Raw genomic sequence first — 13,224 nt, 5'->3', positions numbered from 1 at the left:
GATGCGGCGAAAGGCTTAAAGGGCCATGGATGGCCCTTGTAAGCCGACCCTCGGAGCAATGATGGAGCGAACGAACCCGGAGCGAAGCGCAGGGCCGGATGGCGGGGCAAGACCTTTTGGTTCCTTTTGGGGCGACTGCCAAAAGGAACCCGCCCAGCAGGGCGGAACCACTGCCAAATCACACGCAATAACGAGCAGCGGCACGAAATCCCCAGAGCCCAAGATCAGGCCGAGCCGCCAAAGCGATCTCGGCCTGAATACACCGCCGTCAGCTAGCCCTAACCAGCACCATCGTCGCCCTCCGCACCAACGGCAACACCAGCAACAAAACGGGAAACGCGATCACCCAAGAAAGCCCCCAAGCGGCGAGCCACTTGAGGGCAAACTGCGGCGACCAACCGATGCCCTTGAACGTACTGATCAAGGACACGATGCAGGTCATGAAAATTGATAGCAGCAGCGGCATCACCCATGCGCCATAACGCGCAGGAAGCTTGGGAATGCCGAAGACAATGGTGGATTTGGTAGAAGCGTTCATGGAGTGATCTCCTGAGTCCGGTCAAGCAAAGGCGCCTTTCGCCCGCATACGGGCAAACAGCCCCGGCAATGCCGGAGTTGATGGGGCGCGTTGGTTGACGTGAACGCTTACGGTCGACGCGGAACGCGTGGACGGGGCGATGCTAAACCGCCCAGCGAACGGCTGGCAAGACGAACGGAACCGTCTGGCAGGTAGCCCGGATATCCCGGTGGAAAACGCTTCGCGGTTTCATCACCCCAATGCGGGCCACGTTAGGGTGGATAACCCTGAGCATTCCCACGCAGGGCGTGGGAATGGAGCCTCGACACTCCAGCTACCAAGTGCCAGAGCCTTGCTATCAGGCCTTGTCGACGCCTTTTTTGATCGCATCCTTGGCATCGCCCTTGAGCTGCTGGGCTTTGCCTTTTATTTGCTGAGCATCCCCTTTGCCCTCCAAACGAGGATTATCGGTGGCCTTACCGACACCCTCTTTGACTTTACCGATGGCTTCGTTGGCATGTCCTTTGATTTTGTCATTCGCGCTGCTCATGTGACACCTCATTTTCAGTGGCTTGCGGAGAGTGGAGCCCTGCCTGCCTCAATCGTTTCCTATTTCTGACGAATGAAACGCTCTGCGGCTTTCCGACCTACGCACTACCAAACACCACTGATGCGGCGATAGTCGCCCGACCTACGGCGTACAAAGCCCTCCAGGCACGGTCATAACCCAATCGCGCACCGCTCGAATGGCCGGATCGTCCCGTCGGCTCTCCGGGTACACCAGGAAGAACGGCTTGCCCTGAACCTCCGGCCCGAATGGCTGCACCAACCGCCCCTCCCTCAGCTCATCCTCGATCAGCTGCCGGCTCATCAGCGCCACCCCCTGCCCGCCGATGGCCGCCGAGACCGCGTGGGTCTCGTCGGAGAACACCAGCCCGGCGCTGACATCCAGCCCCGGCACCTTGGCCTGCTTCTGCCACAGCGCCCAGTCCAGCGGCGACGAGACCACGGCCTGGTTACGGAAGTGAATCAGCGTATGCCTGGGCAGCTCCGCAGCATCCTGCAAACCGAGGCGCGGGCTGCAGGCAGGGATGAAGGTGTTGTCGAACAGCTTCTCCGCCACCAGCCCCGGCCAGCGGCCGTCGCCGTAGCGGATGGCGATGTCCGCGGTGACGCCATCCAGCGCCACCGGTTCGTGCGAGGCGTGGATGCGCAGGTCGATATCCGGATGGGATTCGCGCAACAGGCAGACCCAGGACAGCAGCCAGCGCACCGCCACCGCCGGCGTGGTGCTGAGGGTAATGGCCTGGCGGCAGGGCAGCGCGCTGAGGCGCATGGCCGTGGCGCTGATGCTGTCGAACGCCGATTCCAGCGTCTGCTGCAGCTCGCGGCCCTGGGCGGTCAGTTCCAGCCGGCGCGGCTTGCGCAGGAACAGCGCCACGCCGAGCGACTCCTCCAGCGCGCGAATCTGGTGGCTGATCGCCGTGGCAGTCACCGAGAGTTCTTCCGCGGCCTGCTTGGCACTCTCGTGGCGAGCGGCGGCCTCGAAGGCGCGCAGGGCCGAGAGCGAGGGTAGCCAGCGCTGGCTCATGGATGAATTCCTCTCAGGCATATCGAAAAATAATGATCGCTTGTCGCCACTATCCGGCGGCCATAGCCTGAGTCTGCTGCGAAATACAGATGAGCACAACTTCAAGCAGGAGACTCGACATGCCGCACTTACTGCACCTGGATGCCAGCGCCCGCCCCGGCCTCGCCGGCAAGGACCTGCACGGCTCGCACAGCCGCAACCTGAGCCAGCGCTTCGTCAGCCAGTGGCTGGCCCGCCGCGCACAGGACAGCCTCACCTACCGCGACATCGGCCAGAACCCGCCGACCATCATCGACCACGACTGGATTGCCGCCGCCTTCACCGCAGATGAGCAGCGCGAGCCGTGGATGAACGACACGCTGCAGGAGAGCGAGATGCTGATCGACGAGCTGCTGGCGGCGGACGTGCTGGTGATCGGCACGCCGCTGTACAACTTCAGCATGCCGGCCGTGCTCAAGGCGTGGATCGACCAGATCGTGCGCACCGACCGCACCGTGGCGTTCGACGCCAGCAAACCGCTCGATCCGTACATCCCACTGCTGGCCGACCGGCCCCGGCACGCGGTGATCCTCACGGCCCGTGGCGGCGTGGGCTTCGACGCGGGCGGGCAGATGGCGCACATGAACCATCTGGAATCCAGTCTGGTCACCGCCCTCGGCTTCATCGGCATCACCCGCGTACACCAGATCGCCATCGAGGGCCAGGAAGTCGGCGGCGAGCTGCTGGCCGCGTCGGTGGCCCAGGCCATGAGCCAGGTCGATGCGCTGGTGGAGCATTTGCAGGAGGAATTGCAGGCGCGGCGTACGCCGGAGCCGGCCTGAGAAGGGCTTGTAGGAAACATCGGCGGCGGCGGACGCTACAATACCGCCCCGCCGATTCCCAAGCGGGCCTCCCCGCCCCGGAGCCACCCTGCCGATGTTCACCCTCACCCACCTGACCACCCCGCCGCCCGAGTCGCTGAAGAGCCAGGTGCTGCAGATGGTGGTCGACTACTTCAGCGACATCAGCCCCGCCCCGCTGACGCCCAGCAACCCGCTCTACCAGCTGTACCAGTACGTGATCGGCTTCGAGGTGCACCTGTACCTGCAGGCCATGGGCAGCGAGCCGGAGAGCAGCGCCCGACTGATTCTCGCGCTCGACGATCAGGATCCATCCCAGGTGCTGGGCTTCGCCCTCTACCTGCCCAGCGCGGATGACCCGCACGCCTGCACCTTGGCCTACATGGCCGTGCAGGCCAGCCAGCGCCGCCAGGGCATCGCCCGCGCCATGCTGCAGCAGATGCAGCTGCTCCACCCGCACGCCGCGCTGGCCTGCGTGGCGAGCCGCGTGCCGACCTTCGAGGCCCTGGGCTTCCGGGTGCTGGCCGCACGCGGGCCGCAGGTGCTGATGAACAGCCGCGACCACGCCTCGGACGGCCTGGTCGCGGTACAGGACCTGGCGCCGATCTTCCAGTCCAAGGAGGTCGGGCAGATCCACGCCTACCTGGTCAAACAGCATGGCCAAAAGGCCATGCGTGACGCCGAGAAGCAGCGTGACCGTCTGCTCGACCAATTGGCCCGCCAGGCCGAGGCGGTGGTCGAGGAACGCCGCAACACGCGCCTGCACTGAGCAGCATCGGGGCACTAGACTGTTCGCAGAACCGCACAGGAGCCCAGCATGCACGGAATCACTATCACGCTTTTGCTCGCCCTCGCCTTGGCTGGCTGCGCCAGTGGCGGCTCCGGCGAGCACGTTCAGGTCAAGCTGGCCGGCACCGCGAAGAACTCCGGCAGGATCGGCCAGGCGACCCTCTCGCCGCGGGGCGATGTGACCGATATGTCGGCCTTCGTCAGCGGCGTGCCCTTCGGCGTGACGCTGCCGGTGCGCCTGCTGGCCTTCATCTACCCGGGCAGCTGCCAGCAGCCAGGCGCGCAACCGGCCTACGAGCTGAACGACACGCTGCTGACCCAGCACCGGGGCTCGGCCGATGGCTGGCGTCTGTCGCGCACCGCCAAGGTGCCGCTGGCCACGCTGCGCGCCGCGCCCCATGCGCTAGTGCTGCGCACGTCAGCGTCCGACGGCGGTTACGACATCTTCTGCGGAGATATCCGCTGACCGACCCAGCCTGCGCATGCTCGGGCAGCTCATCCGATAAGACAGGGGCGTATCCGACGGCCTGCTCGGCCACCGACGGCGCTCAGCCCGGCACCCGCCGCTGGCGGGCGGCGAGCGCTTTGCGCGCAGTGTCGACGAAGGGCAGCACGATCAGGCTGTAGAGCGAGAGATAGCGATGCGGGTCGCGCTCGGCAGTGCCGAAGTTGAGCCGCTCCGGTTCGGACGTGGTGGTGTAGAGCGTGCCGAACATCCAGTCCCAGATCGACAGATTGGTGCCGAAGTTCTTGTGGAAGTGCCGCGGCGCATCGCTGTGGTGGATCTGGTGCTGCGCCGGGCTGTTGATGACGTGCTCCAGCAGCGGGCCGAACGATAGCCAGACCTGGCTGTGACGCAGGTTGGCGGCCAGGCTGTTGAAGATGAACACCAGATAGGTCACGCCGAACAGGGTGTAGCGACTGACCTCGCCACCGCACAGGTACCAGAACGACCCGGCATAGGCACCGAGCAGCACGGCGGTGAGCAGGTTGTCGGCGAGCTTCTCGAGGAAATGCACGCGGCTGGCCGTCAGCGGCACCAGTACCGGCGCCGAGTGATGCACCTTGTGGAATTCCCACAGCCAGCGCGAATGGAAGGCGCGGTGGCTCCAGTAGCTGGCGAAGTCACTGATCAGGAACACGCCCAGGCCATAGAGCAGGCTCAGGCCCAGATTCTCCCCCAGTTGCGGGCGGGCGCCCCAGAGTTGGGTGAAGAAGGCCACGTAGTCGGCCGAACGCAGCACGTAGGGATCGACCAGCCCGATAATGGGCACCACCAGCAGCACCTTGAGCAGGGCGCGCACGAAGTAGTAGCGGTAATCCAGCAGGGCAGACGGATGCAGATGCACGCGCCAGCCGCCGAGGAACTGCCAGAAGGAAGGCGCCTCGGTCAGCCCCTGCCGCCGGCGCCAGCGGTACAGGAAGTAGGCGGTGCCGTAGGACAGGCCAATGAAGAACGCACCGATGCGCCCGTTGAGGTCGAACAGCCCCTTGAATTGCTTAACCACTGCAGCCAGCAGCCAGCTCAGCTGCTCGTAGGCAAGCGACAACTCGTCCACGTCCGGCGCCCTCCCCATTGAAAGCGGCAGCCATGATAGGCAAGTCGATCTCGTTGGCAAATGAGAATTTATCCCCCTCAGCTCATGGCTAGGAGACTCTGCAATTTCAGGAGTGGATCACCCGCCCGTCATCGGGTCGGGCACAACGCCGTACGGCACTGCCCCTGCGCTAGAAACCTCGCGCCAACACGATATCGAACACCCCACGCCGCCCTGCTTCCGCCATCTCCAACGCGATCACATTGTCCGGATGCTGGCTGGCCCAGGGGTCCTTGGCGATGAAGGGGTCGCCGGCGAAGTACAGCTGCAGGGTCACCGGCACGTGCAGCGCCTCCATCACCCGGAAGTGGATATGCGCCGGCCGGGTGATTCCGCCGTACTGCTCCAGCCCGGGCAGGTTCGGCGGCACCGGGTAGCGACCGGGCATCACCGTCTCGATGTGGTAGCGGCCCTGGGCATCGGTGTAGAGCATGCCGCGCAGCTGGAAGCGGCCCTTGTCGGTGTAGTTGCCGGGAGTCTGGGTGTCATACACGCCGGCGCCGTTGGCCTGCCAGATTTCGACCAGGGCATTGGGTACCGGGGTGCGGCAGTCGGCGCTGAGCACCGTGCCGCTGACCACCAGACGTTCGCCGGCCTCCTCCGGCCCGGCCAGTCTGGCCAGGAAGGGCGCGCCGAAGCGGTAGTAGGGCCCGAGGATATCGCTCTCGGTGGGTCGGCAGAGCTGCTTCGCCAGGGCCGGCGCGGCCAGCAGGCCACCGCCCAGGAACATCGCACCACCGCAGAGGAAATGGCGCCGAGAGAGGCCGGCGCCTGCCTTTCGCTGCTTGTCCACGCCAACCTCCCGGCTCGCCGACGCTGCGCTTCGTTCAGCCTAGGCCGCCGCTACCGGTGCCGCTGCGCCGTTCATCCGCGCTCGCCGCGTGCAGGGTTCACAGTTGCACGAAGCGGAGCGGCAAGCGAGGAACCTTCCTCCGCCGCGCGGCCCTAAAGCCCTTTCGTAATCACCAGGACCCGACCATGCATACCCTCGCCCGCCTCTGCCTGCTCAGCGCCGCCGCCTTCTCCCTCGGCGCCTGCTTCGACCAGGAGCAGAACGAAACCCAGAGCAAGATCTGCATCTACAACACCGACCCTCAGGCCGAACGCTGCAAGGCCGGCCAGATGGCCTGGTTCCGCCCCGATGACGGCCAGCTGATCAGCGAACAGATGGCCCTGAGCGTCGCCGCCGCTTACTGCGACTTCGACCACCAGGTGATGCACAACCGCGCCGGCGTGGTGTGCGTGTTCACTGACCAGCGCCTCGGCAACGTGCAGTAGCACCGCTTTCCCGGCCCGCCCAACGGGCCGCCCGCCGCAACCACCCGGCACCTCGGGGTGCCACCCTCTCCTCGCCCCGCTACAATGCGCGCCTTGCCGTGCCACGCCGATAAAGAAGAAACACCATGTCCCTGCCCAAGAACCATCTGGAACTGCTCAGCCCTGCCCGTGATGTAGCCATCGCGCGGGAGGCCATCCTGCATGGAGCCGATGCTATCTATATCGGCGGGCCGAGCTTCGGCGCGCGGCACAATGCCTGCAACGAGGTGAGCGATATCGCCGAGCTGGTGAAGTTCGCCCGCCGCTACCACGCGCGGGTGTTCACCACCCTCAACACCATCTTCCACGACGACGAGCTGGAGCAGGTGCGCACGCTGATCCACCAGCTCTACGACGCCGGCGTCGATGCGCTGATCGTGCAGGACATGGGCGTGATGGAACTGGATATTCCGCCGATCGAGCTGCATGCCAGTACCCAGACCGACATCCGTACCCTGGACCGGGCCAAGTTTCTCGACCAGGCCGGTTTCTCCCAGCTGGTACTGGCGCGCGAGCTGAACCTGCAGGAAATCCGCAGCATCGCCGACGCCACTGACGCCTCCATCGAGTTCTTCATCCATGGCGCGCTGTGCGTGGCCTTCTCCGGCCAGTGCAACATCTCCCATGCGCAGACCGGGCGCAGCGCCAACCGCGGCGACTGCTCGCAGGCCTGCCGCCTGCCGTACACCCTGAAGGACGACCAGGGCCGCGTGGTGGCCTTCGAGAAGCACCTGCTGTCGATGAAGGACAACAACCAGAGCGCCAACCTGCGCGCGCTGGTCGAAGCCGGCGTGCGCTCGTTCAAGATCGAGGGGCGCTACAAGGACATGGGCTACGTGAAGAACATCACCGCCCACTACCGCAAGGAACTCGACGCCATCCTCGAAGACCGCCCGGACCTGGCCCGCGCCTCCAGCGGCCGCACCGCGCACTTCTTCCTGCCCGATCCGGACAAGACCTTCCACCGCGGCAGCACCGACTACTTCGTCACCGACCGCAAGGTCGACATCGGCGCCTTCGACTCGCCGACCTTCACCGGCCTGGCCGTGGGCAATGTGGAGAAGGTCAACAAGCGCGACCTGATCGCCGTCACCCACGAGCCGCTGTCCAATGGCGACGGCCTCAACGTACTGGTCAAGCGCGAGGTGGTGGGCTTCCGCGCCAACATCGCCGAGCTGAAGAACGAGTTCGAGGAAGACGGCGAAAAGCGCTACCGCTACCGCGTCGAACCCAACGAGATGCCCGAGGGCCTGTTCCGCCTGCGCCCCAACCATCCGCTGTCGCGCAACCTGGATCACAATTGGCAGCAGGCACTGCTCAAGACCTCCGCCGAGCGCCGTATCGGCGTCAGCTGGAAGGCCGAACTGCGCGAAGAACAGCTCAAGCTGACCGCCACCAGCGAAGAAGGCATCGCCGTGGAGGCAGCCCTGCCCGGCCCGTTCGGCGTGGCCAACAAGCCGGAACAGGCGCTGGATGGCCTGCGCGACCTGCTGACCCAGCTCGGCACAACCGAATACCACGCCCTCGACGTGGCGCTGGACGCCCCGCACGCGTTCTTCGTGCCCAACTCGCAGCTCAAGGCGCTACGCCGCGAGGCCGTCGACAAGCTCACCGAAGCCCGCGTCGCCGCCCACCCGCGCGGCAAGCGCAAGGCCGAGACCACTCCGCCGCCGGTGTACCCGGAGTCGCACCTGTCGTTCCTCTACAACGTCTACAACCAGAAGGCCCGCGACTTCTACCATCGCCACGGCGTGCAGCTGATCGACGCGGCCTACGAGGCCCACGAGGAAGAAGGCGAAGTGCCGGTGATGATCACCAAGCACTGCCTGCGCTTCTCCTTCAACCTGTGCCCCAAGCAGGCCAAGGGCGTCACCGGCGTGCGCACCAAGGTGCAGCCGATGCAGCTGATCCACGGCGACGAGGTGCTGACCCTGAAGTTCGACTGCAAGCCGTGCGAGATGCACATCATCGGCAAGATGAAGGGCCATATCCTCAACCAGCCGCAACCGGGTAGCGCAGCCCACAGCAAGATGGTCGCCAGCATCAGCCCGGAAGACCTGCTGAAGACAATCCGCAACAAGCCGACCGGCTACAGCCACTAGGCCGCGGTAGCCCGGATGCAATCCGGGAAACGCCCGGCCCCGGATTGCATCCGGGCTACAACTGAGCCACTAGCCAGCCCGTCAGGTACAGGCCCAGGCCGAAGACCAGATGGGTGACCAGCGCCCGCGACCGGACCTGCCAGGGGTTCGGCGTGCGCGAGGCGGCGATGCCCATACCGAACGCTGGCTGCATCAGCAGCAGCGGCGCTGCCAAGGTGAGCGCACCGAACAGCAGCGCCGGCCACGGTGTCGGCCACTGCAGCCAGTCGTTACCCACCAGTGCCAGGAACAGCCCGGCGAACACCAGCCCGGTCAGGTAGTGAAAGGCCCAGCCCAGCGGTCGTTCGCCCCTTACCGCCGGCGCCTTGCCGATCGCCGCGTGACGAAAACGGCCGGTACGCATATGCCCCAGCCAGCGTCCGACCAGCCCATAGTCCAGCGCTGGTACTCCGAAGAAGCGCCGCCGCACCAGCGCCCACAGGTCCATCACCAGCGTCGCGCCGATGCCTAGAACGCTTGCCTGCACGATCATCTCGACTGCCATAGCCACCTCCATCTACCCTGTCTGAAAAGCCTTCGAAACAAGGCTGCCAGTTCAAGTCGACTTGAGGTCAAGCGATGAAAGAGATGGATATCGGCAAGGTCGCACGCTGGTCCGGCCTGCCAGCCTCGACCCTGCGCTACTACGAGGAAAAGGGCCTGATCCGCTCCATCGGCCGCAGCGGATTGAAGCGGGTATTCGGCGAGTCGGTGCTGCAGCGTTTGTCGCTGATCGCTTTGGGCCGCACCGCCGGGTTCTCGCTGGACGATATCGCCGAGATGCTAGCGGCCGAGAACGGTCCGGCCATCGACCGACAGTTGCTGGAAAACAAAGCGGACCAGCTGGACCTGACCATCAAGCGTCTGTCGGCCATTCGCGATGGCCTGCGCCACGCCGCGGTCTGTCCGGCCGAGAATCACCTGGCCTGCCCCAAGTTCCAGCGCCTGATGGGCATCGCTGCCAAGCAGGCGGCGAAGAGCAAGCACACGCCGCCGGTGCCAGAGAAGCGCTAGGCGCTGAGCAGCTCGATCTCGCGGATCTCGAAGTCGCGGCGCAGGTAGTCCATGCGCCGCGCGCTGAACTCGCGCATGTGCGGCAGGGCCGTGTGCTCGGCGAAGGCCTGCCGCGAGGCCCAGACCTCGAAGAAGATGAACAGCGTTGGATCGGCCGCGTCGCGCAGCATGTGGTACTGCACGCAGCCGGCCTCGGCGCGGCTGGGCTCGACATAGGCGCGGAACAGCTGCTCGAAGGCCTCGGCCTGCTCGGGCTTGGTATGGGCGTGAAGGATAAAGCCGTACATGGTGCGCTCCGGGATGAGTGATGGGCACACCCTAGCGCAATAGACCCATAAGCATTCATGACTTGTCAGCAACAATCATTTGCCCGTGAGCGGCTGTTTCCAGTGGCAGCGCCTGCGTAACCTGCCGGCCATTCGATATGCCCGGAGGCTCCCATGAAAAAGATTCTGCTCCTCAACGGCGGCAAGCAGTTCGCCCATTCCGACGGCCGCTACAACGCCACCCTGCACGACGCAGCCGTGGCCTATCTCGACCGCGCCGGTTTCGACGTCAAGACCACCTTCATCGACGGCGGCTACGACATCGAGGACGAAGTGCAGAAGTTCCTCTGGGCCGACCTGGTGATCTACCAGATGCCCGGCTGGTGGATGGGTACACCCTGGACCGTCAAGAAGTACCTCGACGAGGTATTCACCGCCGGCCACGGCAGCCTCTACGCCAACGACGGCCGCACCCGCTCGGACGCCTCGCAGAAGTACGGCAGCGGCGGCCTGATCCACGGCAAGAAGTACATGCTGTCGCTGACCTGGAACGCCCCGCAGCAGGCCTTTGACGACCCCACCGACTTCTTCGAGGCCAGGGGCGTGGACGCGGTGTACTTCCCCTTCCACAAGGCCAACCAGTTCCTCGGCATGAGCGCCCTGCCGACCTTCCTCAGCACCGACGTGATGAAGATGCCGAACATCGAGCGCGACGTCGCCCGCTACGAACAGCACCTGGCGGAGGTGGTCAAGGCGCTGTGACGGCCCGCTAGCGGGCCAGCGCCGCTCTGGCTCAGGGTGCGCCGAACAGCGCCGTCCAGTAGATGCCGGCGTCGCTCTTCGGGTCCACCGCGTAGGCGGCGCCCAGCTCGCTGAGTTCGGGGCTCATGAGGTTGGCGCAATGGCCGGGGCTGGCCAGCCAGCCATCGACCACGTTGCGCGCGCTGTCGCGCCCGGCGGCGAGGTTCTCACCGATGCGCTGGCCGCTGTAGCCGGCCAGTTCGGCGCGGTCACCGGGCGTGCGGCCGTCGCGGTCGCGGTGGTCGAAGAAATTGCCGTTGGCCATGGCCCGGCTGTGCGCCTCGGCCGTGCTGCCCAGCAGGTCGTTCCAGGCCAGCGGCGCGGCGGCGGCGAAGGGCTGCTCGCCACAACTGCGCGCCTGGCCGCGGGCCACGTTGATCTCCGCCAGCAGCTTCTTGCCTTCGGTCTGCCAGTCGCCCAGGCGTCCGCCCAGCAGCGGCCGTGCCAGCACGATGCGCCAGTCGCGGTCCGCGCGACTCACGCCGACATCGACGAACTGCGGGTCGAGCACCACCTGGCAGAAGCTCTCGCGCAGCGCCTGCATGGCTGCGGCCGCATCGCGCGGGCCAGACAGGGTGATCGCCTGCACATTGACCATCGGGTAACCGGCGCGGGCCAGGGCGTCCTGTAGGTCGCCAGCGCCAGTGGCCGGCAGTACCAGGCGGATATCCGCGGTCAGCGGCGGCAGCTCCGGCGAGGCCTGTTCGGCGCAGCGTTGCACCTGGCTGCGGTAGGCGTTGATCGACTCGATCAGTTCGGCCTCGTCGGCGGCCTGTACGGCCGTGGCGAGCAGGCCGAGCGACAGCGCGGCGAGGCGCAGAGCGGATGACATCAGGTGCATTGGAATCCCCCAGTTCTTGTGGCCCCATCATGCCGCTTATGGCGGCGCCGGGAAATGCCGAGCTTGCCCGCTGAAGACCAGCAGACTACCGTCGCGTTCCCGAGCAATGGAGTGCCGCCATGGACAAGTCCCCCGACCTGAACTCGTTCGCGCTGAACAGGGCCAACTGGGACGAGCGCGCCGACCTGCACGCCGCCTCTCCGGACTACCAGGCCGAACGCTTCGTCGCCCAGCCCGCGCATCTGTCCGCCGTGGTGCGCTTCGACCTGCCGCGCCTGGGCGATATCGCCGGCCTGCGCGCGGTACACCTGCAGTGCCATATCGGCACCGACACCCTGTCGCTGGCGCGTCTCGGCGCGAGCATGACCGGCCTGGACTTCTCCCCCGCCTCGTTGCAGCAGGCACGCCGGCTGGCGGCGCGCTGCAGCACCGCCATCGACTATGTCGAGGCCTCGGTGTACGACGCCGCCACGGTACTCGCGCCCGCCTCGTTCGACCTGGTGTACACCAGCATCGGCGCGCTGAACTGGCTGCCGCGCATCGACGACTGGGCACGCAACGTCGCCGCCCTGCTCAAGCCCGGCGGGCGCCTATTCCTGCGCGAGGGCCACCCGCTGCTGTTCTGCCTGGACGAGGACTGCCAGGACCAGCTGGTGATCCGCCATCCCTACTTCGAGCAGGCGCAGCCCATGGTGTGGGACGACGACAGCACCTATGTGCAGACCGACCAGACGCTGAACGCCACTGTTACCCACGAATGGAACCACGGGCTCGGCGAGATCATCTCCGCGCTGCTGCGCCACGGCCTGGACATCAGCGGGCTGGAGGAGCACGACAGCATCCCCTGGGAGGCCCTGCCCGGACAGATGCTCCTCGGCGAGGGCGACGAATGGCGACTGCGCAGCGGGCGGGAGCGCGTGCCGCTGAGCTACACCCTGCAGGCGATCAGACGTAGATGCTGATGCCGCCCTTCTCCTGCAACCAGTCGCGGTAGGTGGTCAGCGAGTCGGTGCTCTTGTCGCCGTTGCTGCCGGTGAAGGCCTTGCTGTCGCCCAGGCCCGCGTCGATCAGCTTGTTCACCTGCACCAGCAGCTTGGCGGCGTCCTCGCGATCCAGCGTGGCCACATCCGGCAGCTCGATCTGGGTGCTGTCGCCGTTCAGGTTGGGATTCAACGAGGCGCGATCGCTGGCCAGCTGCGGGCCGCTGCCACCATGCAGCGCCCGCAGCAGACCGCCCTCGCTGCGGGTGACCATCTGCCGGGCCAGGCTGCGCAGCTCGGCGATCGGATCCTTGGTGCTCTCGGCGGGCTTTTCCTGGCTGGCCGGTGTGGCGGCAGTGGCGGCCTTGCCACCACTGGCGAGGTAGCTGGCCAGCGGCGAGTTGTTGCTGATGGTGGTCATGGCGGTTCCCTGCTGAAGTCCGTTGCCCCTTCGTAAGCAGAATGCGGGCCAGACCGCCGCAGGCCCCATGTGTACTGGCTTCGACTGACTTTCCCGACACGCTGGACAG

Annotated in this window: 17 protein-coding genes; 8 read left to right on the top strand and 9 right to left on the bottom strand. The window is 66.0% G+C overall.

The window, feature by feature from the left end:
- Positions 1-268: 268 nt before the first annotated feature.
- The 3 genes from FFS62_RS04160 to FFS62_RS04150 all read right to left on the bottom strand — a co-directional run bounded on the left by FFS62_RS04160 (position 269) and on the right by FFS62_RS04150 (position 2,108).
- A complete protein-coding gene (locus tag FFS62_RS04160) occupies positions 269-538 on the bottom strand; it encodes a DUF2798 domain-containing protein (protein ID WP_137971539.1) in 270 nt (89 codons plus the stop codon).
- Positions 539-875: 337 nt separating this feature from the next.
- Positions 876-1,067: a CsbD family protein gene (locus FFS62_RS04155; protein ID WP_137971538.1), complete on the bottom strand. Its 192-nt coding sequence runs from the start codon at positions 1,065-1,067 to the stop codon at positions 876-878.
- Between the two features lie 141 nt (positions 1,068-1,208).
- Positions 1,209-2,108: a LysR substrate-binding domain-containing protein gene (locus tag FFS62_RS04150; protein ID WP_137971537.1), complete on the bottom strand. Its 900-nt coding sequence runs from the start codon at positions 2,106-2,108 to the stop codon at positions 1,209-1,211.
- A gap of 119 nt (positions 2,109-2,227) precedes the next feature.
- Between FFS62_RS04150 and FFS62_RS04145 the strand changes: the two genes are divergently transcribed.
- The 3 genes from FFS62_RS04145 (at position 2,228) to FFS62_RS04135 (ending at position 4,202) form a co-directional block, all read left to right on the top strand.
- Positions 2,228-2,929, top strand: coding sequence for an FMN-dependent NADH-azoreductase (locus tag FFS62_RS04145; protein ID WP_137971536.1), 702 nt, complete (start codon positions 2,228-2,230; stop codon positions 2,927-2,929).
- Positions 2,930-3,023: 94 nt separating this feature from the next.
- Positions 3,024-3,716 carry a GNAT family N-acetyltransferase gene (locus FFS62_RS04140; RefSeq protein WP_137971535.1) on the top strand — a complete coding sequence of 231 codons (693 nt, stop codon included), beginning with the start codon at positions 3,024-3,026 and terminating at the stop codon, positions 3,714-3,716.
- A 48-nt stretch (positions 3,717-3,764) separates the two neighbouring features.
- Positions 3,765-4,202: a hypothetical protein gene (locus FFS62_RS04135; RefSeq protein ID WP_137971534.1), complete on the top strand. Its 438-nt coding sequence runs from the start codon at positions 3,765-3,767 to the stop codon at positions 4,200-4,202.
- Between the two features lie 82 nt (positions 4,203-4,284).
- Here the strand turns inward: FFS62_RS04135 and FFS62_RS04130 are convergent, their stop codons facing one another.
- Complete coding sequence (locus FFS62_RS04130; RefSeq protein ID WP_171016262.1) at positions 4,285-5,295, bottom strand: sterol desaturase family protein; 1,011 nt, start codon at positions 5,293-5,295, stop codon at positions 4,285-4,287.
- Positions 5,296-5,464: 169 nt separating this feature from the next.
- Positions 5,465-6,127 carry a twin-arginine translocation pathway signal protein gene (locus tag FFS62_RS04125; RefSeq protein ID WP_137971532.1) on the bottom strand — a complete coding sequence of 221 codons (663 nt, stop codon included), beginning with the start codon at positions 6,125-6,127 and terminating at the stop codon, positions 5,465-5,467.
- Positions 6,128-6,312: 185 nt separating this feature from the next.
- Between FFS62_RS04125 and FFS62_RS04120 the strand changes: the two genes are divergently transcribed.
- Both FFS62_RS04120 and FFS62_RS04115 read left to right on the top strand, forming a co-directional pair.
- Positions 6,313-6,612 carry a hypothetical protein gene (locus FFS62_RS04120; protein ID WP_137971531.1) on the top strand — a complete coding sequence of 100 codons (300 nt, stop codon included), beginning with the start codon at positions 6,313-6,315 and terminating at the stop codon, positions 6,610-6,612.
- Between the two features lie 125 nt (positions 6,613-6,737).
- Positions 6,738-8,753 carry a U32 family peptidase gene (locus FFS62_RS04115; protein WP_137971530.1) on the top strand — a complete coding sequence of 672 codons (2,016 nt, stop codon included), beginning with the start codon at positions 6,738-6,740 and terminating at the stop codon, positions 8,751-8,753.
- 55 nt (positions 8,754-8,808) lie between these two features.
- Here the strand turns inward: FFS62_RS04115 and FFS62_RS04110 are convergent, their stop codons facing one another.
- Positions 8,809-9,297: a DUF2938 domain-containing protein gene (locus FFS62_RS04110; protein WP_137971529.1), complete on the bottom strand. Its 489-nt coding sequence runs from the start codon at positions 9,295-9,297 to the stop codon at positions 8,809-8,811.
- 74 nt (positions 9,298-9,371) lie between these two features.
- On the opposite strand from FFS62_RS04110, the gene FFS62_RS04105 reads away from it, so the two are divergent.
- A complete protein-coding gene (locus FFS62_RS04105) occupies positions 9,372-9,806 on the top strand; it encodes a helix-turn-helix domain-containing protein (RefSeq protein WP_137971528.1) in 435 nt (144 codons plus the stop codon).
- Here FFS62_RS04105 and FFS62_RS04100 read toward each other — a convergent pair.
- Entirely contained in the window at positions 9,803-10,093 is a 291-nt protein-coding gene (locus FFS62_RS04100; RefSeq protein WP_137971527.1) for a putative quinol monooxygenase, read from the bottom strand. The genes FFS62_RS04105 and FFS62_RS04100 overlap by 4 nt on opposite strands.
- Before the next feature lie 153 nt (positions 10,094-10,246).
- Here FFS62_RS04100 and FFS62_RS04095 point away from each other — a divergent pair, with 153 nt between their 5' ends.
- Entirely contained in the window at positions 10,247-10,834 is a 588-nt protein-coding gene (locus FFS62_RS04095; protein WP_137971526.1) for an NAD(P)H-dependent oxidoreductase, read from the top strand.
- Between the two features lie 31 nt (positions 10,835-10,865).
- Here FFS62_RS04095 and FFS62_RS04090 read toward each other — a convergent pair whose 3' ends face one another.
- A complete protein-coding gene (locus tag FFS62_RS04090) occupies positions 10,866-11,714 on the bottom strand; it encodes a CAP domain-containing protein (protein ID WP_137971525.1) in 849 nt (282 codons plus the stop codon).
- 119 nt (positions 11,715-11,833) lie between these two features.
- Between FFS62_RS04090 and FFS62_RS04085 the strand changes: the two genes are divergently transcribed.
- On the top strand, positions 11,834-12,676 hold the full coding sequence (locus FFS62_RS04085) for a class I SAM-dependent methyltransferase (RefSeq protein ID WP_371920096.1): 843 nt from the start codon (positions 11,834-11,836) through the stop codon (positions 12,674-12,676).
- On the opposite strand, the gene FFS62_RS04080 is transcribed toward FFS62_RS04085, so the two are convergent.
- The gene (locus FFS62_RS04080; protein ID WP_137971524.1) at positions 12,660-13,115 is read right to left on the bottom strand and encodes a hypothetical protein; all 456 of its coding nucleotides are present in this window, start codon (positions 13,113-13,115) and stop codon (positions 12,660-12,662) included. The genes FFS62_RS04085 and FFS62_RS04080 overlap by 17 nt on opposite strands.
- Positions 13,116-13,224: the final 109 nt, after the last annotated feature.

Source organism: Pseudomonas sp. F(2018), assembly GCF_005508865.1.
Taxonomy (GTDB): Bacteria; Pseudomonadota; Gammaproteobacteria; order Pseudomonadales; family Pseudomonadaceae; genus Aquipseudomonas.
This window is presented reverse-complemented; position numbering and strand designations above follow the sequence as displayed.

What these genes read in the sequence shown, in the direction of transcription:
- FFS62_RS04160 (WP_137971539.1), bottom strand. Translation starts at nt 538, where the DNA reads ATGAACGCTTCTACCAAATCCACCATTGTCTTCGGCATTCCCAAGCTT.
- FFS62_RS04155 (WP_137971538.1), bottom strand. Translation starts at nt 1,067, where the DNA reads ATGAGCAGCGCGAATGACAAAATCAAAGGACATGCCAACGAAGCCATC.
- FFS62_RS04150 (WP_137971537.1), bottom strand. Translation starts at nt 2,108, where the DNA reads ATGAGCCAGCGCTGGCTACCCTCGCTCTCGGCCCTGCGCGCCTTCGAG.
- FFS62_RS04145 (WP_137971536.1), top strand. Translation starts at nt 2,228, where the DNA reads ATGCCGCACTTACTGCACCTGGATGCCAGCGCCCGCCCCGGCCTCGCC.
- FFS62_RS04140 (WP_137971535.1), top strand. Translation starts at nt 3,024, where the DNA reads ATGTTCACCCTCACCCACCTGACCACCCCGCCGCCCGAGTCGCTGAAG.
- FFS62_RS04135 (WP_137971534.1), top strand. Translation starts at nt 3,765, where the DNA reads ATGCACGGAATCACTATCACGCTTTTGCTCGCCCTCGCCTTGGCTGGC.
- FFS62_RS04120 (WP_137971531.1), top strand. Translation starts at nt 6,313, where the DNA reads ATGCATACCCTCGCCCGCCTCTGCCTGCTCAGCGCCGCCGCCTTCTCC.
- FFS62_RS04115 (WP_137971530.1), top strand. Translation starts at nt 6,738, where the DNA reads ATGTCCCTGCCCAAGAACCATCTGGAACTGCTCAGCCCTGCCCGTGAT.
- FFS62_RS04110 (WP_137971529.1), bottom strand. Translation starts at nt 9,297, where the DNA reads ATGGCAGTCGAGATGATCGTGCAGGCAAGCGTTCTAGGCATCGGCGCG.
- FFS62_RS04105 (WP_137971528.1), top strand. Translation starts at nt 9,372, where the DNA reads ATGAAAGAGATGGATATCGGCAAGGTCGCACGCTGGTCCGGCCTGCCA.
- FFS62_RS04100 (WP_137971527.1), bottom strand. Translation starts at nt 10,093, where the DNA reads ATGTACGGCTTTATCCTTCACGCCCATACCAAGCCCGAGCAGGCCGAG.
- FFS62_RS04095 (WP_137971526.1), top strand. Translation starts at nt 10,247, where the DNA reads ATGAAAAAGATTCTGCTCCTCAACGGCGGCAAGCAGTTCGCCCATTCC.
- FFS62_RS04090 (WP_137971525.1), bottom strand. Translation starts at nt 11,714, where the DNA reads ATGCACCTGATGTCATCCGCTCTGCGCCTCGCCGCGCTGTCGCTCGGC.
- FFS62_RS04085 (WP_371920096.1), top strand. Translation starts at nt 11,834, where the DNA reads ATGGACAAGTCCCCCGACCTGAACTCGTTCGCGCTGAACAGGGCCAAC.
- FFS62_RS04080 (WP_137971524.1), bottom strand. Translation starts at nt 13,115, where the DNA reads ATGACCACCATCAGCAACAACTCGCCGCTGGCCAGCTACCTCGCCAGT.